Origin of the sequence: Paenibacillus sp. G2S3 (assembly GCF_030123105.1) — a bacterium.
GTDB lineage: Bacteria > Bacillota > Bacilli > Paenibacillales > Paenibacillaceae > Paenibacillus_AQ.
This window is the reverse complement of sequence record NZ_CP126095.1, coordinates 845,632-866,053: the sequence shown is the minus strand read 5'-3', so window position 1 is coordinate 866,053 and position 20,422 is coordinate 845,632. Positions and strand designations below refer to the sequence as shown.

General features: G+C 44.4%; 20 protein-coding genes. 8 read left to right on the top strand and 12 right to left on the bottom strand.

The features are described 5' to 3' along the window. Positions 1 to 142 precede the first annotated feature (142 nt). The 5 genes from QNH28_RS03825 to QNH28_RS03805 form a co-directional block, all read right to left on the bottom strand. Positions 143 to 1,723: a hydantoinase/oxoprolinase N-terminal domain-containing protein gene (locus QNH28_RS03825; protein ID WP_283910238.1), complete on the bottom strand. Its 1,581-nt coding sequence runs from the start codon at positions 1,721 to 1,723 to the stop codon at positions 143 to 145. Next, a complete protein-coding gene (locus tag QNH28_RS03820) occupies positions 1,723 to 2,835 on the bottom strand; it encodes an S-methyl thiohydantoin desulfurase family protein (protein ID WP_481858352.1) in 1,113 nt (370 codons plus the stop codon). Before QNH28_RS03820 ends, QNH28_RS03825 begins: the two co-directional genes overlap by 1 nt. A 4-nt stretch (positions 2,836 to 2,839) precedes the next feature. Beyond that, on the bottom strand, positions 2,840 to 4,150 hold the full coding sequence (locus QNH28_RS03815; RefSeq protein ID WP_076286137.1) for a cytosine permease: 1,311 nt from the start codon (positions 4,148 to 4,150) through the stop codon (positions 2,840 to 2,842). A gap of 37 nt (positions 4,151 to 4,187) precedes the next feature. Continuing rightward, positions 4,188 to 4,769, bottom strand: coding sequence for a TetR/AcrR family transcriptional regulator (locus QNH28_RS03810; RefSeq protein WP_042184917.1), 582 nt, complete (start codon positions 4,767 to 4,769; stop codon positions 4,188 to 4,190). Positions 4,770 to 4,967: 198 nt separating this feature from the next. After that, on the bottom strand, positions 4,968 to 5,417 hold the full coding sequence (locus tag QNH28_RS03805) for a VOC family protein (RefSeq protein WP_283910237.1): 450 nt from the start codon (positions 5,415 to 5,417) through the stop codon (positions 4,968 to 4,970). Positions 5,418 to 5,513: 96 nt separating this feature from the next. Here QNH28_RS03805 and QNH28_RS03800 point away from each other — a divergent pair, with 96 nt between their 5' ends. Then, on the top strand, positions 5,514 to 6,452 hold the full coding sequence (locus QNH28_RS03800; protein ID WP_283910236.1) for a helix-turn-helix transcriptional regulator: 939 nt from the start codon (positions 5,514 to 5,516) through the stop codon (positions 6,450 to 6,452). A gap of 48 nt (positions 6,453 to 6,500) precedes the next feature. Here the strand turns inward: QNH28_RS03800 and QNH28_RS03795 are convergent, their stop codons facing one another. Beyond that, positions 6,501 to 6,938, bottom strand: coding sequence for an Lrp/AsnC family transcriptional regulator (locus QNH28_RS03795; RefSeq protein WP_042124175.1), 438 nt, complete (start codon positions 6,936 to 6,938; stop codon positions 6,501 to 6,503). A gap of 138 nt (positions 6,939 to 7,076) precedes the next feature. Here QNH28_RS03795 and QNH28_RS03790 point away from each other — a divergent pair, with 138 nt between their 5' ends. The 3 genes from QNH28_RS03790 to QNH28_RS03780 all read left to right on the top strand — a co-directional run bounded on the left by QNH28_RS03790 (position 7,077) and on the right by QNH28_RS03780 (position 9,558). Continuing rightward, positions 7,077 to 7,661: a beta-class carbonic anhydrase gene (locus tag QNH28_RS03790; protein WP_283910235.1), complete on the top strand. Its 585-nt coding sequence runs from the start codon at positions 7,077 to 7,079 to the stop codon at positions 7,659 to 7,661. A 39-nt stretch (positions 7,662 to 7,700) separates the two neighbouring features. Further along, on the top strand, positions 7,701 to 8,144 hold the full coding sequence (gene cynS, locus QNH28_RS03785) for a cyanase (RefSeq protein ID WP_283910234.1): 444 nt from the start codon (positions 7,701 to 7,703) through the stop codon (positions 8,142 to 8,144). 100 nt (positions 8,145 to 8,244) lie between these two features. Beyond that, complete coding sequence (locus QNH28_RS03780) at positions 8,245 to 9,558, top strand: purine/pyrimidine permease (RefSeq protein WP_283910233.1); 1,314 nt, start codon at positions 8,245 to 8,247, stop codon at positions 9,556 to 9,558. Between the two features lie 2 nt (positions 9,559 to 9,560). Here QNH28_RS03780 and QNH28_RS03775 read toward each other — a convergent pair whose 3' ends face one another. Continuing rightward, on the bottom strand, positions 9,561 to 10,235 hold the full coding sequence (locus QNH28_RS03775; protein WP_283910232.1) for a MarR family transcriptional regulator: 675 nt from the start codon (positions 10,233 to 10,235) through the stop codon (positions 9,561 to 9,563). 168 nt (positions 10,236 to 10,403) lie between these two features. On the opposite strand from QNH28_RS03775, the gene QNH28_RS03770 reads away from it, so the two are divergent. Next, positions 10,404 to 11,027: an NAD(P)H-dependent oxidoreductase gene (locus QNH28_RS03770; protein WP_283910231.1), complete on the top strand. Its 624-nt coding sequence runs from the start codon at positions 10,404 to 10,406 to the stop codon at positions 11,025 to 11,027. A gap of 1 nt (position 11,028) precedes the next feature. On the opposite strand, the gene QNH28_RS03765 is transcribed toward QNH28_RS03770, so the two are convergent. The 3 genes from QNH28_RS03765 to lpdA are packed head-to-tail and all read right to left on the bottom strand — an operon-like array spanning position 11,029 to position 14,196. Beyond that, positions 11,029 to 12,189 carry an ABC transporter permease gene (locus QNH28_RS03765; protein WP_283910230.1) on the bottom strand — a complete coding sequence of 387 codons (1,161 nt, stop codon included), beginning with the start codon at positions 12,187 to 12,189 and terminating at the stop codon, positions 11,029 to 11,031. Then, positions 12,173 to 12,805 carry a biotin/lipoyl-containing protein gene (locus QNH28_RS03760; RefSeq protein ID WP_283910229.1) on the bottom strand — a complete coding sequence of 211 codons (633 nt, stop codon included), beginning with the start codon at positions 12,803 to 12,805 and terminating at the stop codon, positions 12,173 to 12,175. The genes QNH28_RS03765 and QNH28_RS03760 overlap by 17 nt, the downstream gene beginning before the upstream one ends. Then, entirely contained in the window at positions 12,802 to 14,196 is a 1,395-nt protein-coding gene (gene lpdA / locus QNH28_RS03755) for a dihydrolipoyl dehydrogenase (protein WP_283910228.1), read from the bottom strand. Before lpdA ends, QNH28_RS03760 begins: the two co-directional genes overlap by 4 nt. Before the next feature lie 196 nt (positions 14,197 to 14,392). On the opposite strand from lpdA, the gene QNH28_RS03750 reads away from it, so the two are divergent. From QNH28_RS03750 to QNH28_RS03740, 3 genes are all read left to right on the top strand, one after another. Continuing rightward, entirely contained in the window at positions 14,393 to 14,959 is a 567-nt protein-coding gene (locus tag QNH28_RS03750) for a TetR/AcrR family transcriptional regulator (protein WP_283910227.1), read from the top strand. 84 nt (positions 14,960 to 15,043) lie between these two features. Continuing rightward, complete coding sequence (locus tag QNH28_RS03745; RefSeq protein ID WP_283910226.1) at positions 15,044 to 16,036, top strand: DUF4003 family protein; 993 nt, start codon at positions 15,044 to 15,046, stop codon at positions 16,034 to 16,036. 20 nt (positions 16,037 to 16,056) lie between these two features. Continuing rightward, complete coding sequence (locus QNH28_RS03740) at positions 16,057 to 16,503, top strand: GNAT family N-acetyltransferase (RefSeq protein ID WP_283910225.1); 447 nt, start codon at positions 16,057 to 16,059, stop codon at positions 16,501 to 16,503. Between the two features lie 376 nt (positions 16,504 to 16,879). Here the strand turns inward: QNH28_RS03740 and QNH28_RS03735 are convergent, their stop codons facing one another. Together QNH28_RS03735 and QNH28_RS03730 are read right to left on the bottom strand one after the other, a co-directional pair. Further along, positions 16,880 to 19,525 (bottom strand): ABC transporter permease, encoded by a 2,646-nt coding sequence (locus QNH28_RS03735; RefSeq protein ID WP_283910224.1) that lies wholly within the window; start codon positions 19,523 to 19,525, stop codon positions 16,880 to 16,882. 13 nt (positions 19,526 to 19,538) lie between these two features. After that, positions 19,539 to 20,240, bottom strand: a complete 702-nt coding sequence (locus QNH28_RS03730; RefSeq protein WP_042184895.1) for an ABC transporter ATP-binding protein — start codon at positions 20,238 to 20,240, stop codon at positions 19,539 to 19,541. Between the last annotated feature and the right edge of the window lie 182 nt (positions 20,241 to 20,422).

Here is a 20,422-nt window from a genome sequence, read left to right as displayed (position 1 = left end):
ACGCCTTCGGCGTCCCTAAAGGACGGTATGCGTTTATGCGAGAAATATAAGGATAATGTATAGCGTGAAACTTATACTTTCTTATATTTTAAAAAAGATCCGCCTCGAAGAGTTCACTCCTCAAGGCAGATCCATAATCATCTTATAAACGTCCAGCCGCTTTTACTTTTACCAGCAAGGCATTGCCCGGCAAGTATGCAATCGGAATATCCTCAGACAATACGATCTGAACGGTATCGCGATCTGCACCGGCTAGAACAGCTTGCTCTATTGCATGGCTGCGGGCATCTTCCTTAGCCTCATCATAAGACATTTCGTCCAGGGAATAAATCCGCTCTGTCTCCCCACTCACCTCACCTAACGCAGCGCCAATCGCATTCGCAGCATCATAGTGATCCGGTCTTACAATCCGTGCTACACCTTCAAGCTTGTCTGCCACAAGAATGCTTCCGCCGCCGACCAAGATGACGTCAACAGAGTCTGAGCTTGTCTTCATCCGATCAATCGCTTCCTCGATATCCCGCGTAATGATCTCATCTGCTCTCTTGCAGATCAATTCATCAAGTGCCTCAGTCTGCGCATCTTTCCACTCGTATCGATTAAGCTTCACCGCCACATCCGTTGCTGTGAGCGTATCACCACCAAAGATGAGGCCGCGCTTCAATAGCTCGTACCCCACGCTATCCGGACCCACTGTTACCTGATCCTGCGTTTCATCCAAGCGAACGATTGTACCGCCGCCGATCCCGATCGATAAGATATCCGGCATGCGGAAGTTCGTGCGAATCCCGCCAATCTCAACCGCAGCGGAGGATTGACGCGGGAAGCCTTGCATCAGGACGCCGATATCTGTCGTGGTGCCACCGATATCAACAACAAGTGCATCATTCAGACCTGACAAGTGTGCCGCGCCCCGAATGGAATTCGTCGGACCGCAAGCAATCGTCAGAATCGGGTAACGAAGCGCATATTCACTGTACATCAGTGTTCCATCGTTCTGACAGATGTATAGGCTCGCGTCAATTCCATAAGTGTGAAGCGCCTCTTCGAAGCCCTTTACGACTCCAGCAATGACGTTAAGTAATGCGCCGTTCAGCAACGACGCGTTCTCACGCTCGAGCAATCCAATACTTCCAATCTCATGAGACAACGTCACAGGCATATCTGTGCCAAGTATTTGCTTTGCTAGTTCTTCGACACGTTTCTCCTGCGAGGTATTCACTGGGGAGAACACACCACAGATCGCAACCGCTTCGACTTCACCCTTCATTTTCAAAAAGCAGTCTAGAATCTCTTCTTCATCCATTTCAACAATCGTGCGGCCATCATATTCATATCCACCATGAACAACATAAGCATGTGGGCAAACCGTTGCCTTAAGTGTATCGTCCCAATCCGCAAGTGGAGGAACCGCAGTTGTTGCCGGTGCCCCGATTCGAATCAAGCCGACTTTCCCCAAGTGCTTGCGCTCTACAATAGCATTCGTACAGTGCGTAGTTCCGAGCATTGCATGACGAATCTGCGCCGGATTCACACTACTCTCTGCTAACAAACGACGGATGGATTCAGTAATGCCTTCATTCACATCACGTGTGGTATGCACTTTTATCGTATGAATGGTGTTTAACTTGGAGTCGAGCAAGGCTGCATCTGTATTGGTCCCGCCGACATCAATCCCAATGCGGTATATTTCTTCCATGTTGTCTACATTCGTATGAGACATTACTCTGCTCCCCCTTTCTCTGCTGCCAATTGTTCAATTGGAACATAAGGTGCATCATAGCCAAAATATTGTGGACCTACCGTCTCGAGGCCCTTTGGTGAACGCCATTTCGGATCACAAGGGAAACCAACCACACTCACCCGGGCACCGTATTTCAAATTCTCAGTCGTGATTGGCATACCAGTATCCTGGTCAAGCACAGAGATCAGGTCAGGAGTAATAGCAATTGAATGTCCATCTTCTGTGGCAAGAAGGAACTCATTCTGGAAGAACAAAGTCATCGTACGTCCCTTTTTAGCATCTGTACCTTCGAAGATCGCTTCACCGCGTGTAAATCCGCCTTCTGTACGACGACGGATATCTACTGCCTTCCCTTGGAACAAAGCATATCCATTCAACTGCTTCAACAGCATTTCGATGGGATTCTGCTTCAATTCCTTAGATTCGAACAATGTTTTTCCGATTTCATACGCAAGCGTCAAGGTATGCGGAATTGCACTTTTCTTTACCTGCGCTCCAGTCACCGGATAATCACAAATCGAAGCCGATCCGCCCATTTGAATCGTAACCGCACGCGCCATCCGCTCTTCCCAAACACCGTCGATCGCATGCATAAGTACACCGTTGCCGCGTTCATCTGCCATCGTAATCGGACTACAGTCAATACCGTCCAAGTAGAATGTCACCATTTGCGATTCTGGAAAAGCACGGCCCATGGCATCCGCATCTACGATAGGAATATTGCGTTCCGCAGCCGTAATCACAGGAACCAATGAGTTACCGCCACCGACCTCAATCGGCATAATGGCGCTCACCTTACGTCCAAGCTCTTTCTCAATCATATCCAAAGGCTTGATCATTTGCTGAATCGAAGGAATCTTCTCATTCATAACCGTAGGTGCACCAATCATGGATATAGGAACAACCAAAGCATCGTCTTCCAGATCCTCCGGACTTATTACACGAACAGGACCGTATTTGCGAATGGCTTCCATCGCCATCAATTTACCAATATGCGGGTCACCGCCCCCACCTGTTCCAAGAACGGCTGCACCTACAGCAATGTATTGCACCGCTTGCTCATTTAATTCTGTTAGTTTGTGATTTCTCATGATGTTATCCCTTCTTAGTCATGATTTTGCCGACAATCCACTGCACGATAAAGGCGAACATAAACGCATCTAGTGCCGGTACGCTCGTGATTTGGAACCATCCAAATCCATCTGGCGCTGCGGTTGTCATAAAAGCGAACAACGTAGCTGCAACCCATACCGCTAAGGAGCGAATCACCCAGTTTTTGTTGCGATCCAGACCCTCAAAAGTGAATTTCTTTCGATCTACAAGCAAAAATTCGGACGTGTAGATCCCCCCGATTGGAGAGACAAACACCGTAATAATATTTAGGAAAGATAAAAACTTATCATAGATGCCAAGTACGGCAAGCAACGTAGCAAAGATACCTGCTACAATAGTAATTAGCTTTTTCGGAACCTTTTGGAACACGACAGAGAACCCTAGCGAAGCAGAATATAAATTGTTCGTGTTTGTCGTCCATTGGGCAAGGGTTAAGACGATAATGGCTGGAAGACCAAGTCCTAGCGCAATGAAAATATTCGTCAGATCATCTGTGTCCATAATTCGAGATAGGAAAATAGCTACAATCGTCATGAAGCTGTTACCCACAAAAAAGCCGATAAAGGCCGCGGTTATAGCATGCTTCGGTGTGCGCGCCCAACGAGCGATATCCGGTGAAAGCACCGTGCCGACAATAAAGATACCAATAACAAGCGAGATCGCTGTCCCCATCGGGATCGCTGCTCCGCTAATCGGTTCCCACACGGCTGAAGCTCCTTTGGTGTGGAACGCGGAATAAATAGCCACTCCGATAAACAAAATAAGCAATGGTACGGACCAGGTGCTTAGTCGTTCAATAGATTGATATCCCCAAATAGCTGTCGACATCATCAGAAGCCCACCTATGAATGAAAGCACCCCTAAGGACAGATGAATATCCCATAATTGACTAAAAGCAGTCTGCATATTCGAAGCGAAGAACCCGACCTGCACCCCAAACCAACCGAGTGAGAAAATACCGAGGATAACCGCTACGACACGTGCACCCACATTTCCGAATAGAAACCGAGAGATCATCGATGTCGATAACCCTGTTTTCGCCCCTACATACGCACATAACGCTCCGATCACCCCTAGGATTAACGAACCGATTATTGTTGCTGTGAGTGAATCCGTCAGATTCATTCCATTGCCAAGCTGAGCACCCAAGAACATCGCTGATAGGTCAATCCCGATGGCGATCCAGACGAGCGACATAGATAGCCATTTTTTACGCAAATGCGCTGGAACCGGCTCTCTCTCAAAATCCCCCGAGCTAAGCTCGTTCCCCTTTACTTCACTTACTTCTGCCATTCTCCCCATCCCCTTGTTGTTATCTTCTTCTGTAGTGCTATGAGGACGCACCCTTCCAGTACATTTCAAACGCATGGTTTAGCTTACGCTCATAAATTCCTTTAGAAGTGTAATAGAAATACTGCATGCTTAATCCATCCATCAAGTTGAGAAAAGCATCTGTGAGAAGCTGCACGGATTGATCGCGAATTACGCCCTCTTCCATCCCTTTTGAGATGAATTGTTCAATGATCTTCGTCAGCATCGCGTCGGACTCTAGAAATGCTTCCTCAATCGTTTCCTTTAAGAATGCCGGTGGGAAGACCACATACCTCAGCACAATTTTGCTTGCTTCAGGACTCTTCTGATAGAACTCATACTGTCTAGACAATATGCCTCGTAGACTTTCCTGCGCACTCAGTACTTTCTGTTCTTCCGACAGCTCTTGAATATAAGTGTTATAGGACTGCATAGCCTCACGAAAGACCGTCATAAACAAATCCTCTTTATTCTCAAAAAAGGCATAGATCGCCGGAGTCTTCACGCCAACTTCCTTCGTAATTTCAGAGAGAGCCGTACCCTCGTAACCCTTCTCTCCGAATAGTCGCATCGCTACTTCTTTCAACTTGTTTTTGGTCAAGACATTCCACATCCCTTACTTACTTAATTAACGTTAATTAAAAAATACTATACATCTCTATGCATAATAATTCAATAGTTTTCATAAAAAATAAACCTCAATACATGCAAAAAAGCCGACCAACGTCAGGATAATTCCTGAATTATGATCAGCTGAGCGGTGAAATGGGTTTACTTTAAATGCATAAACGTGCTTGGGTTAATGTAATCTTTCATCAAACATTAGTTGAATTTGAATACCAAAGGGATCTTCAATGATACCGTAGGCTTTACTAAACACATTACTAGATAAAGGAACAATGACTTTTACTCCCTCATCTGTGATTAAGCTACTATAGAAGTGTTCAATTTCCTCTAAGTCAGCACTTTGAATACATAATGAAGTGTTATTACCCACTGTATATTCTTCACTTGGATTCATGGTTTCTTCTGCGATCATTAGTTTGGTTTTGCCGATTAACAAGACAGAGTGAGTAATATAATCCTTATTTTCATCCGTAAGCTGTATGGAGCTGTCACGTTCTGCTAGTTGTTGATAGGTAACACGTAACAATTCCTCTGCATTAAAATGCTTTTTGTAAAATTCTATAGCTTCCTTTGCTCTTCCCTTCATCGATAAGAAAATAGCTACTTCTAGTGTTGTACTCATAGTATAAATCTCCTTCGTAAATTTGATATGTGATCTTAAACTTATTATCATATAAAAAGGTATCAAAACATGACACCTTAATAAGGAGCTTTATATATGAAGAAATCAGAACGATTAAATGACATGATGAGATACTTAAACGGACGAGAGTTTTTTAATCTAAGTGACCTTATGGAGAAATACAATATTTCAAAAAGCACAGCGCTACGTGATATTAGTTCATTAGAACAATTAGGAATGCCTATTTATTCAGAGCATGGCAGACACGGACGTTATGGACTTTTAAAAAATAGATTGTTATCCCCTATTATTTTCACGATAGATGAAGTCTATGCACTGTACTTTGCTATGCTGACGCTAGAATCTTATCAATCTACACCTTTTCATTTAAGTGTTAACAAGCTAAACGAAAAGTTCGAGCACTGTCTATCGAGTACACAAATCCACCACATTCATAAAATGAAAAAGGTTCTGCAATTTGAAATGTATCAGCATAAGCATGTTAGTCGTTTTTTAGATAAAATCCTGGCAAGTATTCTAAATGAATGTGCCTGTAACATTGAATACACAAAAAATAACCAGACAAAAAGCTACCCCGTTCAATTCTTCAGAATTTCCGCGAAGTTTGGTCAATGGTATGCTACTGGAATAGAGTTAAATACGAATACATATAGGGTGTTTAGATGTGATCGAATAACCTTCATTGAAGAAGAGGAACGCACAGCCCGCTATTCTATAGAAGAACTTCTTAATCGTTCCTTAGAATTTTATCAATCCGAGAACAGCATTCACTTTGAAGTTGAGATTGCGGAGCAAGCTAAGGATATTTTTTATAAAGAGCATTATCCCTCTATGAAAATAGAAGCTGGCCCGAAAACAGTCATAAAGGGATTCTATAATCTAGGCGAAGAAGAATTTCTAGCTAATTATTTCATGAGATATGGTCAATATGTTAGAGCGGTGAAGCCTGAAGGCTTGAAACAAATGATTCAGAATAGAATAGAGAATCTCTTACATCATTATCAAAAATTATAAATTGGAAAAAGAAAAGAGGGGTCTACGCCCCTCTTTTTTTTGTATGGATTAAGATTTTATTTTTCCGATGGATAGACTCACTCGATAATTACCATGATTCAAAAGTTGAGCCAGAAATGCCTCAAGCTCCTCATTAGAAGCAAAATGTCCGGTTAACACATAACATCCTTCTCCGCTAATTCGATGCACTTCGGTGATAGCATCCTCTGCCATCACGAACTTCTGGAATAAAGGATGATTGGCTGATTCCACAAAAAATGTAATAAAGGCTGTGATAGACAGACCTAGCTTTGCTTTATTAGTAACGATCGTATATTGCTCGATAACCCCCAAATCTTCTAAACGCCTAATGCGATTTCCGACGGCTTGGCCGGTCATATGTATCTTTTGGCCGATATCCTTCCACTGAATTCTGGAGTTTTCTTTTAGTAATGCTAGTATCGCAAAATCGATATGATCAAAAATAAAAATCAATCCTTTCGTCATGAAAGCAAATGGACATATAGCGTTTCGCCAACTTATTCAGCATTTAAGCATGAATATCTATACTTAGTTATATCCTGATTCACTAGTTAGTAGCCATTGAAACAGTGATAACTAAAACACTTCAAAGGAGGCCCAAGAATGCTATTACAAGAAATTTTGGAGTATAACGATCAGTTCGTAGAAGACAAGGAGTATCTACCTTATGAGGGAACGAAGTTTCCTAAAAAACGCATGATTATCGTAACGTGCATGGATGCTCGACTGATTGAGCTGCTGCCTAAAGCTCTAAATATACACAATGGGGATGCCAAAGTCATCAAAACAGCAGGTGGAACGATTACCCATGCATTTGGAAGCATCATGCGCAGTATCGTAACGGCTGTCTACGAACTGAATGCGGAAGAAATTTATATCATCGGTCACCACAATTGTGGCATGAGTCAAAGTAACCCTGAAGGAACACTTCAAAAAATAATGGATCGCGGAGTCGCGACACCAGAAATTCTTTCTTCACTTGAATATGCAGGTATCGATCTTCATAAATGGTTGTTCGGCTTTACGAATGTCGTAGATTCGATTAAAGGAAACATAGATCTGGTACGAAATCATCCGCTCATTCCGAAAGAGGTAGCTGTTCATGGTCTGGTGATAGCACCAGACACTGGTAAACTCGATCTGATTGTAAATGGATATGAACAAGTAACAGGCCACGACAAGCACTAAGCGATACTCATTATACTAAACTAAAGGGAGCAATGAAATATGAATAGAAAAGAAGCGACACAACAGATATTGGACGCTAAATTTGCAAAAGGATTAACTTGGGGCGAAATCGCAAAGGAAAGTGAGCATTCAGAGAGCTGGGTTGTAACTGCACTGTTGGGCCAAGCGACAATGACGCGTAATGAAGCAGATAAAATGGGGAAATTGCTTGAACTCGACGAACAAGTGGTTCAAGCACTCACACAAATCCCACACCGTGGCGATGTCATCGATATGCCGCCTACAGATCCAGGATTGTATCGCCTATACGAAATGCTGCTTGTATACGGTCCAACGATTAGAGAACTTGTTTTGGAGAAGCTTGGCGAAGGTATCATGAGCGCAATCGATTTCCAATTCGATGTACAAAAGCAAGAAGATCCGAACGGTGACCGCATCATTCTGACGATGAACGGAAAGTTTTTGCCATATCGCAAATGGTAATAGATTAAGAAGCAAGCCACCTTTTAACGATTTCAAATCGAAAGGTGGCTTTCATTTTCCGTATAGATTGTATAGTTAACAATAGTAAAGGTGAGTTGATATGGAGAACAAACGTGTTACTAATAGTCTCAGTACTGTACAATGGTTTATTTTTTTGCTAGCCAATGCAGTGGCTCTGCCCATTGTCATTGGAGGTATTTTTCAATTGTCGTTTGAACAAATTTCAACCTTAATGCAACGGACATTTTTCGTTGTAGGAATCAGTTCGTTTATTCAGGGATGCTTCGGACATAAATACCCTATTGCAGATGGACCTGCGGGATCATGGGTAAGTATCTTTGTCATATTAGGCAACTTAGCCTTCATTCAAGGGTTAGATCAGATGCACACATTACAAATTCTAGAAGGAGGATTAATCGTAGCCGGTCTTCTTCTCTTCGTATTAGGAACTACAGGGCTAGTTTATAGGCTTCAATTTTTATTTACACCCTTAGTTTCGGGTTCATTTTTGTTCATTCTCGCCTTGCAATTAAGTGGTGTATTAGTCAAGGGCATGCTTGGATTACAGGGAACAAGCGCCGAACCAGATGTTATGGCAGCACTCATATCCTTTTTTATTTTTGGACTTGTTATTTTTCTCTCTATTAAAGGAAGAGGATGGATTAGTAGTTACGCCGTACTGATTGGAATCGGCTTGGGTTCGGCATTATTTGTAGCATTCGGGAAAGTGGGGCCAACATTTGCAGCTTCAACTCCCATCTTGAAGTTCCCTCAAATTTTTGCTTGGGGAGTACCTCAATTTGATCTAGGGATCGTAATTACCTCACTGTTGTTTACGTTTCTGTTAGTATCCAATACAATTTCTTCCATTTCCGCTGTAAAACAAGTAGTTCCGGTTGGACCGAAAGATGAAAAAACAGCATTAAGTCGAGGGATTTGGACGGGAGGGATCTCTCATATACTAGCCGCCTTATTCTCAACGATAGGCGTTGTTCCATTGCCAGCCTCGGCGGGCTTTATGAAATTAACGGGGCAAAAGCGAATTCGGCCATTTCTTATGGCCTGTCTGTTACTAACCGTAATCGCGCTTATGCCGTCTGTTGTCAATGTGCTAGCGTTACTTCCAGCGCCAGTAGCCAGTGCAGCACTTCTAGCTACTTTTGTACAAATCATAGGGATTGCATTCCAATCCTTGTTGCGGGAACAGCTTGATCATCGCCGATTAACGATACTAGGAATAACGTTGTTGGTGAGCATCGGACTTATGTTTTTGCCTCCAGCGGTATTTCAGAGTCTTCCTTCCACACTTCGATATATTTGCAGTAATGGTCTGCTTGTCGGCACTATACTGGCCATGCTTTTAGAGCAATTGTGGAAAGGTGATAAGAAAATAAGCCAATATCAAAAAATATAAAGCTACTCAAAAGAGGTGAAAAATACATCTTGGAGAATCACCTTAGCCTTTTTAAGGTTGCGTGTATCCAATTGGTTAAGCATGTCTACGATTTGACTCATTTCATCGTTGTCCATTCCCTCAAGAGATTCTCCAGCATTTAATAGTTCTTCTTCAGCAACCGATTCCGAATGAACCCATGAGGCTTCCAAAGTATCTTCGAACGCTTGGATTAGGAATAACAATTCATCTGCGTTGTATCTCTGAAGAAACCGATTTATCCCTTTATTCATCTGATGATGTAGAGCTTGATGCAAAACGAATATTTCTTTTCCCAGAGGTGTTGTAAGAAACAGCACTTCTTTTTTATTGTCGGGGAGAAACTCCGTGCGAATAATTTGCTGCTGCACTAATTTTCTAGTGATTTTGGACACGCTGCCTTTCGGAATTCCGAAATGCTTCGAAATGGTAGTGCCATTCACCGGCTCTAGCTGTCCAATCGCATCTATTACATGCAGCATCATGACTGTGGAGTCTTGGAGGAAATCAATGATAAGGGGATTACTACAGTTCTGGAGCAGCCATTCCTTTTCTTCATCATCCTCTGATTGAAATCGCTTTTGTAATTGAGGAATCATCTCTATCAGTTTTTTTATCAAAATATCCTTATTCGGTAGGTTCTCGAAAGAATGTGTCACTGTTAAGTCTCCTCGTAAATTCATCTTATGATCATTTTAACAAGACACCGCTCAAAAATAAAGTTTCCTAGAAATAATATTGACAACAAGGAAACTTAAAATGTATTATTATTTCCGTAGTTAATATTTAATTTCTAGGAAACAATAAAACGAAGAGAAGGTATTTATATGAATGTCTTAATTATTTTTGATCATCCCTACGGAGCATCAGCATCCGAGAATGTCCCACATCAGCGAAGCTATTCCGCAGCCCTGCTAGCCTCCGTGATGCGAGGTCTTACCACTAAAGGCCATTCGATCGATCTTATCGATTTGCATGCCGATGGATTTAATCCAGTCATGTCGTACGAAGAACTTGCTGCTTGGCGACAAAAGAAAACTATTGACCCTCTAGTCGTCAATTATCAGCAGCGGCTTATGGCAGCAGATCATATCGTCTTCCTATTCCCCATTTGGTGGGAGGCCATGCCCGCTCTTACCAAAGGCTTTCTTGATAAGGTATTTGCAAAAGGCATTGTCTACGAAGAAATCAAACCTGGACGGCCCTTCAAGTGCTTGCTCACGAATCTTAAAGGAGTATCCCTGCTGACCGTTATGAACACTCCCGACTTCTTTTATCGCTGGATTTTTGGCAACCCCATCACCAAAATCCTGTTCAGAGGAACCTTTCGCAAAATGGGAATACGGAAGAACCTCCGTTGGTATAATTATGCCGGGATGTCAGATCGCAGCTTAGAAGAGCGGGTGAAGCATCTTAATAACACAGAACAACGTTTTGCACGACTAGAGTAGATTAGATTACTGAAGCTGGGACTGATTTCGAGAGCTGAACCTCGGGTTTCTTCGCTTCCCTGATCACCAGCAATCCGATGAATAAGGATACAACGCCAATAATGATCAGCAGTGCTCCCAGCTCCTGACTGTAGGCTGTTAGCGCCCCATCCCGATAAGCCATCCCGCGTATGAGGCGATTCAGCCAGTTCATCGGTAATACCCATGCGGAAATTTGAAAAAACTCCGGAAACGCTAATGGACTCAGTTGGATTCCAGTGGCCAGAAACGACGGATACAATACGAAATTGGTTCGTAAATTAACTTTGGATACGTCTTTGGCAGTATAGCCAATCAGTAGGCCCATAAGTGACAAGGCAAAAGCATACAGCAGCAGCGGAATGACAAACAGATAAGGCTCTGCTTCAAAGCGCATTCCCCCTACCTGCTTTAATAAGCCATAACATAGGAGCAGCGAAAGGGTGGTCAAGACAGCGTAAGGTACGCTACGCATCCAAATCTGCAAAGGCGACTTGCCGTTTGCAAAGAGCTTCCCTTCCAGCCGCAAGCGAGGGACAATCGAGCCAGCTGCGCTTGTTGTAATCATCAGCACCACAATATTCACAAATCCAATGACCATAAAGCTCACATAACTTGTGGTCGGATTAAACAACATCCGCTGCTGCAGGGACAACGGCGAAGCAAGCCCTTTAGAGGTTTCGGCATCCATCCCCTTTTGAAGGAGACGGGTCATAGAAAGAGTCATATTTTCCGTCTGGATGACTTCCTGAATCGCAGTTCGGATGCCGGTTAGCCCTGATGGCATGGTGTTATCCATGAAGATGCCGATATTCGTTGATATCCCCTGCTGCTGATGTTGCTCTAACGCTTTGGGAAGGGTGATGACCGCGACAGCCTGCTCATTTGCCAATAATGTTTCTGGATTCAGGCGACTGGAGTATACATTGGTTACCTTCATATATGGAGAAGCATTTATTTTAGAGATCAGCTGTCGTGAATACGAGCTGTGATCCTCATCAATGACTACAACATGCGATTCGCTGATTTGATTCTTCGAGAACATCAAGCCAAAAAATATAGCCGCGATAAGCGGACCAATAAAAATCAGGCGTAAATACTTACTGCCCGCCACGTACTTCCACTCGTCAATCAGTGATTTCATCGAGCTTCACCTCCGCTGTCATCCCCGGAAGCAACTCAGCATTCGCATCCATAGCTATACGGACAAGAAACATGCTTAAATCAGCTTGCCCTTTTTCACGTGACATGCGTAAGCTTGCAAATTGAGGGGCGGCTGCGATGGAAGTAACGATACCCGTCACCTCGGCTGGATGGTCCAAATACGGAAAATGAACGCCAATACTTTGATTCACCTCTAGCTTTTGAATTTCACTTTCCTGTATGTAGAGGTCTGTATAAAAGTTGTTTTTTTGCAAAACCGCCATTGGCATTCCTTGCTGTACTTGATCTCCCGGCTTTACAACAATCCTGTTGACCGATCCGTCCTCCGGCGCGAGTACAACTATTTCTCCTTCTTCAGCGGATTTAACCTTGAACAGTACCTCTCCCTGCTTAATAGAATCACCTACAGCCACACCGACCTCAACAATTGCACCTGGACTGTTCTGATAAAATATAGTCTTTTGCTCCGCATCAAGAATCCCTTGTTTCCTGCTCTCAGCCTGACTGACAGCATCCTTTCCTTTTACAGCAAGAAGCGCCCCACCAACGATCAACACAATAGCAATTCCTATATATAAACCTGCTTTTATCTTCATTTTCCACTCTCTCCCTTTACCATTTTTCTAACCACATTTTCAGCAGCCTCCATAATCACTTCTCCCAATGTAGGATGAGGGTAAATGGTCATCGCCAAGTCCTCTACAGTTGCTCCCATCTCAATAGCAAGGGCAAGCTCCGATACCAGTGTGGAGGCTTCTACTCCAACAATTTGGGCACCAATAACAATTCCCGAGGTCGGGTCCGCTACAATTTTGACGAAACCTTCAGTTCGCCTCAAAGCCAATGCTCTCCCATTAATCCCAAAGGTAGATTTGCCAATAACCAGCGGGATGCCTTTTGCCTTTGCTTCTGTTTCACTTAAGCCAACACTGGCCAGCTCCGGATCAGAAAAAACAACAAGCGGAATGGCTCTATAATCAACCTCGGAGGGAAGACCTGCAATGGCTTCTGCCGCAATCTTGGCTTCATAGGACGCTTTGTGAGCAAGGGCTGGACCTGACGTAATATCTCCAATTGCAAAAATATTCCGGATAGCCGTTCTACACTGTTCATCTGTCTCAATTAAACCCCTGCTCGTCACTGGCAAACCTATACGGTCCAGCCCTAAATTGCCGTCTGTATTTGCTTTTCTGCCGACAGTGACTAACACATATTCCGCTGTCACATGCTGTTGCTCCTGATTTTTTAAATAATGTAGTGTAATGGCATCCGGACTCTGCACTACGTTCACAGCTGTCGCTCCGGTAATCATCTTAATCCCATCAGCTTTCAACTGCCTTCCAACAGGGCTCACAAGCTCCGGCTCAAATCCAGGCAGCACTTGATCTCCTCCCTCCAGAATCGTTACCTTTGTTCCAAATTTGGCATACATTTGCCCCAGCTCAACACCTATATATCCCCCACCTATAACTACTAGGCTATTTGGAATCTCTGGCAGCGACAGTGCTTCTGTGGAAGACAAAACACGTCCCCCAACCGGAAAGGCTTGCAGCTCAATCGGACGAGATCCTGTAGCCAGGATGGCGTTTTTAAAAGAAAGGGTTTTCTCCTGCCCAGACTGACTGATAATAGCCGTATGCTCATCAACCAACCTTGCCTCTCCTTCCAGAATACTTACTCCTGCCGTCTTTAATAAATAGCTGACTCCGCCTGCCTGCTTATTCACAATCCCCTGCTTGAACTCCTGAGCATTCTTAAATGACGCTGCCGCATCTACAGAGTTGAACAGTTTGAGCAACTCGTAACGATGGGATTCTGCAATCAATGCTTTGGAGGGAATACACCCAACATTTGTGCATACTCCACCAAGCTGATTGCGTTCAACAATGGCTGTCTTCATCCCAAGCTGTGCAGCTCGCAGCGCCGCCACATACCCTCCCGGGCCTGATCCAATAACCAACGTTTCTACGGATTCAAACTTACTCATCTCCCGATCCCTCCTGTATATATTTTTTCAAAATATGATGATCGCAATATATTATAACCATCATATTTTAAAGCCGTCAACAACCGTGTTTATCCTTTCATAAGCTAACAATGCTCAGAAACGCTAAATTGACAGGTTTTATTATGATGATTATAATATTTTAAAAGTAGAATTATGATGCTACGGAGTGATTATAATGCCCTATCCCAAAGGCCATAAAATAAAAGTACGGAATAAGATTGTTGAAAGTGCTGCCCAGGCTTTTCGCTCTCATGGTATTCACGATGTAAGTGTTCCATTCATTATGAAGGGAGCCGGACTGACGCATGGCGGGTTCTATTCACATTTTGATAACAAAGAACAGCTGGTCGCCGAAGCCTGCCGGTATGCCATCAGCGATACCATCGCACTTCTGCAGGAAGTTGCTGCCCAGGAAGAGCGGAATCCCAAAATCAATGCTGTCATTGACTATTATTTAAGTCCGTATCACCGCGACAAAACAGAGATGGGCTGCATTATTCCTGCCCTTTCTGCCGAAATAGCCCGTTCCTCTGAAGAAGTTCGGCAGGTATTCACGCAGGAACTAGAGCGGATGGTTACCTTCATCTCCACTCTGGCTGGAATCGACACATCCAAAGGTAGCGCACTGTTTAGTACCATGGTTGGCTCTCTTATTCTTGCAAGAACTGTAAATAATCCTGAACTGAGCGACAACCTCCTCATGGCAGGCAAACAGTCTGCCAAAGAGCTGATTAGGACCTAATATAAAAAACACGCCATCAAATGAATCCTCAGCAAAGAATCTTCGTAATAATATGAAATAAAAGGTAAATGAGGGGTGTGTCCAATGAACGAGCAGTATACAGCAAGGGTTGAATTGTTCGCAGAGAACGCGCAGAAGATCAAAAAGGCTTTTCCTTGGCAAAATGTTATGGTTAGCCGTTTGGCGGGATTACTATATACAGCCGAGAATAAAAGTGCAGATGAGGATGCGATTCGTGCGAGCCACGAGCTTATTAAGGAAAACACCGGAATGTTTTCTTCGTTTAGGGGGAACTCGGCAATCAGCATCGCTACGCTGCTCTCTCTTTCTGCTGACAAGGAACAACAGCTTGCAAACACGCTCACCGTGTATGACTTAATGAAGGACCTCAAATTCAGAGCCTCTGATTATCTCGTTGTGGCCGCTTACCAAATTGCTGCAAATACGACAACAGATCAGTATCAGCGTACGGTAGAACGTGCAAAAATGTTTTACGATAGCATGAAAGCGAAACACCGTTTTCTCACTGGACACGATGATTATATCTTCTCTGCTATGCTCGGCCTTTCCGATATCGAAGTGGACAGCGGCATTGACCGAATGGAGCAGCTTTACACTACACTAAAGCCTGAATTTATGTCGGGGAACAGCGTGCAAGCTCTAACACAAGTGTTGGTTCTTGGAAAAGAAGCTCCAGAAGCAGCGGACCGTGTACTGGCTTTACGAGATGCGTTCCGTGCAGAAGGCATCCGGTTAGATAAGGAATTTACACTTTCCTCGCTGGGCGTGCTATCCTTGCTCCCATCCAACAATAAGGACATGGTTACGGAAGTCTCGGAGACCTACGAATTACTACGTACCAAAAAAGGCTTTGGCAACTGGTCCATTGTAAAGCAGGAATTGCTACTGCTGTCCGCTGCGCTGGTAGCCTTTAAATATGTGGAGGATGTACAAAATGGGATCGTAACCTCGATGCTCTCCACCAGTATCACCAATATTGTGATCGCACAGCAAGCTGCTCTTGCTGGGGCTGCTGCAGCCGCATCTACTGCGGCTATAGCTTCTTCTTCCAATTAATATGTATAGCGAGGGAAGACATGGACTCGATACAACTCATCACCAATAGAAATGAAGAATGTTTATACCGCCTACTGAATATTTGGGATTCATCTGTGCGCCATACGCATCTATTCTTATCTGAACAGGACATTGCTGCGTTGCACCCACTGGTTTTACAGGGGATGGAGCATATAAGTCATCTGCTTGCTTTTATAGATGATCATGATCAGCCGCTAGGCTTCATAGGGGTTCAGGATAACAAGATTGAAATGCTGTTCGTAGAACCTGCTGCAATGGGAAAAGGAATTGGTAAATCGCTCGTTGCTTATGCTATACAGACACTGAACGTACGCTACGTTGATGTAAATGAACAAAATCCGCAGGCCTTAGGATTCTATGAGCATATGGGTTTTCAAGTTTTTGAGCGTTCTCCGCTAGATGAACAGGGGAATCCTTTTCCTATCCTGCATATGAACCGAAAGTAGATTTTACTTATGAATGAAACTTCTAATTGCAAAAAAAGAACAGAGTAGCGATTCTCCTGGTAATGGAGAATCACTGCTCTGTTCTTTTGTGTATTAGTGTGTAGATCACCTACACCACGTAATCATCGTTCCCCGCGGGTTGCGGACCCAGATGACGTTATTTGCGAATTTCTAGCTTCTTTATCAGCGTTTCGGACTCCAATGAAGCTATTTCACCAAAAGGTATTCATTTAGGGTATTTTTCATGCCAATAGCGGCTATGCGGTCCGTTGACATCTCCATTAGCGGAAAATACTGCAAATAAGATCATCTGTGTCCGATAGCAGCATTGTACGTGAGAATGTGATCCAATCAGCGACGTTTGGTATTCTAGATGCTATTCTACCGACTTTAATGCCTCAATCATATGAATCCGTTTGAGCTTAATATGCATGAAAGCCATGACTATGCCTGAGAACAGCAGTGTTAAGAGTGCGGCATACACATAGCTTGGCCACTTAATAATCGGCGCGAACATCGTCGCATCCAGCTCAGCTGTATTCAAGACGAAGCTGTGCAATATAATGCCAAGACCCGATCCGGCTACAATACCAAGTAGGCTTAGCAGCATATTCTCGCGGTAAATATACAACGTTACTTCCTTATCATAAAATCCCAATACCTTGATGGTTGATAGTTCCCTGATCCGCTCAGAGACATTAATATTGGTCAAATTGTAGAGGACGACAAAAGCCAAAGCAGCAGCTGATACAATGAGTACCAAGGTTACAACATCCATACTCTTCATGGTGTCATCAAAGGCAGTACCTACGTTGCTGGAAAAGCTGACCGCGGCCACTCCCTCATTGTCCGTTAGCTTCTCGCCGAACTTGTCCTCCCATGCTTTATCGTGCGTGGTATACTTCAGCAGCTCTGTGTTGAACACCGGTTCTTGTCCAAATACGGAAGAATAATACGCAGGTGTCATATAAACATAGTGCATTACATAGTTCTCTGTAATCCCTATGACCTTAATCTTGAATGTCTCGTTATCCTTGTCCACCACATTCAACTGGTCGCCGGGCTCAAGCCCGTATAATTTAGCCAGCTTCTCCGAGATTATAGCGCCCTCGTCCGAAAGCGTGCGTTTTTCTCCACTCACTCGATCCCGCAGCTCCACATAATCGGATATCGCATCAACAGATGCAGGGATGAACATATGCACATCCTGATCATTTACACCACTGCTGTGCGCTTTCATCGTTTCCTGTGCCACACTTAGTGATCCAGTTATAGTGGACTCGCCAGTGATCAATTGCTCGTAGGCATCCCGCGCATCAGCAGACGCATCTTCATGCAGCGCTACAAGTGCATCATATTTCATAATCGTGCCGAACTGCTGGGGGGCAATGCTGCCGATCGAGTCTTTAAGACCAAACCCGGTCAGAATCAGCGCCGTACAGCCGGCCACGCCGAACACAGTCATGAACATCCGCTGCTTATAGCGGAATAAATTCCGTGCAGTAACCTTTTGAACAAAGCTCAACCGTTTCCATACAAATGTAACTCTCTCCAGTAGAATCCGCTGCCCGCTCTTTGGCGCCTTCGGACGCATTAACACAGAAGCATTGCTACGCAGCTCTACACGTGCGGCAATCCAAGCCGTCAATGTAGTGCAGATAAGCGCTACTATAATGGAAATGATGGAATACGACGGATAGAAGCTTTTGATAAGATCCGGCAGATTATAAAGCGAACTGTACGCATTATAGATAATGGTTGGAAACATGGTAAAACCGAGCACAAGCCCCGCAACCGAAGCCGTCAAGCTGGCAAGCGTACCATAAACCAAAAATTTGGCCATAATGTCACGGTTGCCATACCCAAGCGCTTTAAGTGTCCCGATCTGCAAACGATGCTCCTCGACCATTCGAGTCATAGTCGTCAAGCTGACCAGCGCAGCAATCAGGAAAAAGAATACCGGGAACGCACTCGCAATTGCCGACAACCGATCAGCGTTGTCTTTATATTCGGCATATCCCGGATTGGCACTGCGGTCAGTGACATAGACCTTCGGGAGCCCTAGTTCTGCAAGCTTTTGCTCCCCTGCAGCCAGTTCCGCCTTGGCAGAGACCAGCCCATCAGCAATGGCTTTCATGTTTGCAGCTTGTCCCTGCTGCACCACTTCTGGCTGGCGCTTTAAATCGGCGAGCTGCTTCTCGACGGCGGCCACCTTGCCTCGTCCACTGGACAGCTCTTTCTCGCCTTCCGCGCGCATCTCCGCAAGCCGAGCTTCCGGCACACTGGACATCGCCTGCTCTACTGACTTGGTATGCTGTTCGATCAATCCCTCATACTCTGGTGAATAAGCCTTCACTCCGGTTGTATCCTTGAAGGATAGATAGGCTTCCGTATAGACCGGGAGCTTAAAATCCGACTCTGGGATCGCTGCGAATGCATCCGCCGTCCCTTTACCAATTCCGCTGGTGCCCCGGGTACTCTTCTCAATAAATTGAGGACTTCGCACAAAGCCCACGACAGTATAATTCAATGTCTCAAAGTTGTTTGACAACTCCGCATCTGTTCCAGCTCCGCTGAACGTTATTTTGTCGCCCAGCGCATACTTTCCAGCCAGCTTGTCATCCAATACGATTTCTCCGGAATCCTCCGGAAGACGTCCTTCAATCATACTGTACTGGTTAAGAGGTTTATCTCTATTGTAGGAATGGACCTTGAGAATCAAAGCATTATCACCACTGAACACATCCGCGCTATAACCCGGCTGGACCTCATCGATCCCCGGTACATCGCTCAGCAGATCTATGTTATCTTCGGTCAGACCATAGTTGGTCTGCACCTTCAGATCCATTAGTCTCGTCTCTTGGTAAAAGGTTCCGGCTGTATCCAGCATATCTGGACCGGCTGACTTGATGCCAGAAAAGAAACTAACGCCCAGCATAATGATTGCAAAAATCGAAATAAATCGGGCCTTAGTGTGCCTAATTTCACGAAAAATATCTTTCCATAACGCACGCTTTTTCATAGGTGACTTCTCCTTACCATTCGATATCTTCAACGGATACTGGCGAAGGATTGGTTACCATCTTCCGTACCTTAGCATTATTAATCTCAATAACCCGGTCTGCCATTGGCGCAATCGCCAAATTATGCGTGATTACGATGACCGTAGTGCCTGTGTTACGGCAGGTATCCTGAAGCAGCTTAAGCACTTGCTTACCAGTATTGTAATCTAGCGCACCTGTTGGCTCATCGCAAAGGAGCAGCTTCGGCTGTTTAGCTAGCGCTCTGGCGATAGCGACACGTTGCTGCTCACCACCAGACAGCTGAGCCGGAAAATTATCCAGCCGTGCACCTAATCCCACATCCTCCAACACCTTACGCGCATCTAGTGCACGCGGGGAAATCTGAGAAGCAAGCTCAACATTCTCCAGTGTGGTAAGATTCGGCACTAAGTTATAGAACTGGAACACAAAACCCACGTCATTGCGGCGGTAGCCCGTCAACTCTTTGGCACTGAACTTGGCAATGTCCGTACCGTCCACAATGACCTGGCCTTCGTCAGCAGAATCCATCCCGCCAAGAATATTAAGCACCGTCGATTTGCCCGCACCGCTGGGGCCGACAATCACTGCAAACTCACCTTTATTTATCTCAAAATCAATTCCGTCGTTGGCAACGATCACACTTTCACCCATTTTGTAACGCTTGTACTCATTTTTGACAGCAACAAAGCTCATTCTCCATCCTCCTGTCTCTATCCAAACCAAGCCTAATCACTTTACATTGTTTCAGTTTATCATAATTAGAACGCCCAAGCCCGAATGGCAAACCCTCATTACTCAAGGATAAATTCACATCATTAATAAGTTCATTTTTTTGTAACAATAATGTAACAAGGAAATTTTACCGTAAACGATAC

Excerpts from the sequence above, each read along its gene's own strand:
- QNH28_RS03825 (WP_283910238.1), bottom strand. The coding sequence starts at position 1,723 with ATGTCTCATACGAATGTAGACAACATGGAAGAAATATACCGCATTGGG.
- QNH28_RS03820 (WP_481858352.1), bottom strand. The coding sequence starts at position 2,835 with ATGAGAAATCACAAACTAACAGAATTAAATGAGCAAGCGGTGCAATAC.
- QNH28_RS03815 (WP_076286137.1), bottom strand. The coding sequence starts at position 4,150 with ATGGCAGAAGTAAGTGAAGTAAAGGGGAACGAGCTTAGCTCGGGGGAT.
- QNH28_RS03805 (WP_283910237.1), bottom strand. The coding sequence starts at position 5,417 with ATGAGTACAACACTAGAAGTAGCTATTTTCTTATCGATGAAGGGAAGA.
- QNH28_RS03800 (WP_283910236.1), top strand. The coding sequence starts at position 5,514 with ATGAAGAAATCAGAACGATTAAATGACATGATGAGATACTTAAACGGA.
- QNH28_RS03795 (WP_042124175.1), bottom strand. The coding sequence starts at position 6,938 with ATGACGAAAGGATTGATTTTTATTTTTGATCATATCGATTTTGCGATA.
- QNH28_RS03790 (WP_283910235.1), top strand. The coding sequence starts at position 7,077 with ATGCTATTACAAGAAATTTTGGAGTATAACGATCAGTTCGTAGAAGAC.
- cynS (WP_283910234.1), top strand. The coding sequence starts at position 7,701 with ATGAATAGAAAAGAAGCGACACAACAGATATTGGACGCTAAATTTGCA.
- QNH28_RS03780 (WP_283910233.1), top strand. The coding sequence starts at position 8,245 with ATGGAGAACAAACGTGTTACTAATAGTCTCAGTACTGTACAATGGTTT.
- QNH28_RS03770 (WP_283910231.1), top strand. The coding sequence starts at position 10,404 with ATGAATGTCTTAATTATTTTTGATCATCCCTACGGAGCATCAGCATCC.
- QNH28_RS03765 (WP_283910230.1), bottom strand. The coding sequence starts at position 12,189 with ATGAAATCACTGATTGACGAGTGGAAGTACGTGGCGGGCAGTAAGTAT.
- QNH28_RS03760 (WP_283910229.1), bottom strand. The coding sequence starts at position 12,805 with ATGAAGATAAAAGCAGGTTTATATATAGGAATTGCTATTGTGTTGATC.
- lpdA (WP_283910228.1), bottom strand. The coding sequence starts at position 14,196 with ATGAGTAAGTTTGAATCCGTAGAAACGTTGGTTATTGGATCAGGCCCG.
- QNH28_RS03750 (WP_283910227.1), top strand. The coding sequence starts at position 14,393 with ATGCCCTATCCCAAAGGCCATAAAATAAAAGTACGGAATAAGATTGTT.
- QNH28_RS03745 (WP_283910226.1), top strand. The coding sequence starts at position 15,044 with ATGAACGAGCAGTATACAGCAAGGGTTGAATTGTTCGCAGAGAACGCG.
- QNH28_RS03740 (WP_283910225.1), top strand. The coding sequence starts at position 16,057 with ATGGACTCGATACAACTCATCACCAATAGAAATGAAGAATGTTTATAC.
- QNH28_RS03735 (WP_283910224.1), bottom strand. The coding sequence starts at position 19,525 with ATGAAAAAGCGTGCGTTATGGAAAGATATTTTTCGTGAAATTAGGCAC.
- QNH28_RS03730 (WP_042184895.1), bottom strand. The coding sequence starts at position 20,240 with ATGAGCTTTGTTGCTGTCAAAAATGAGTACAAGCGTTACAAAATGGGT.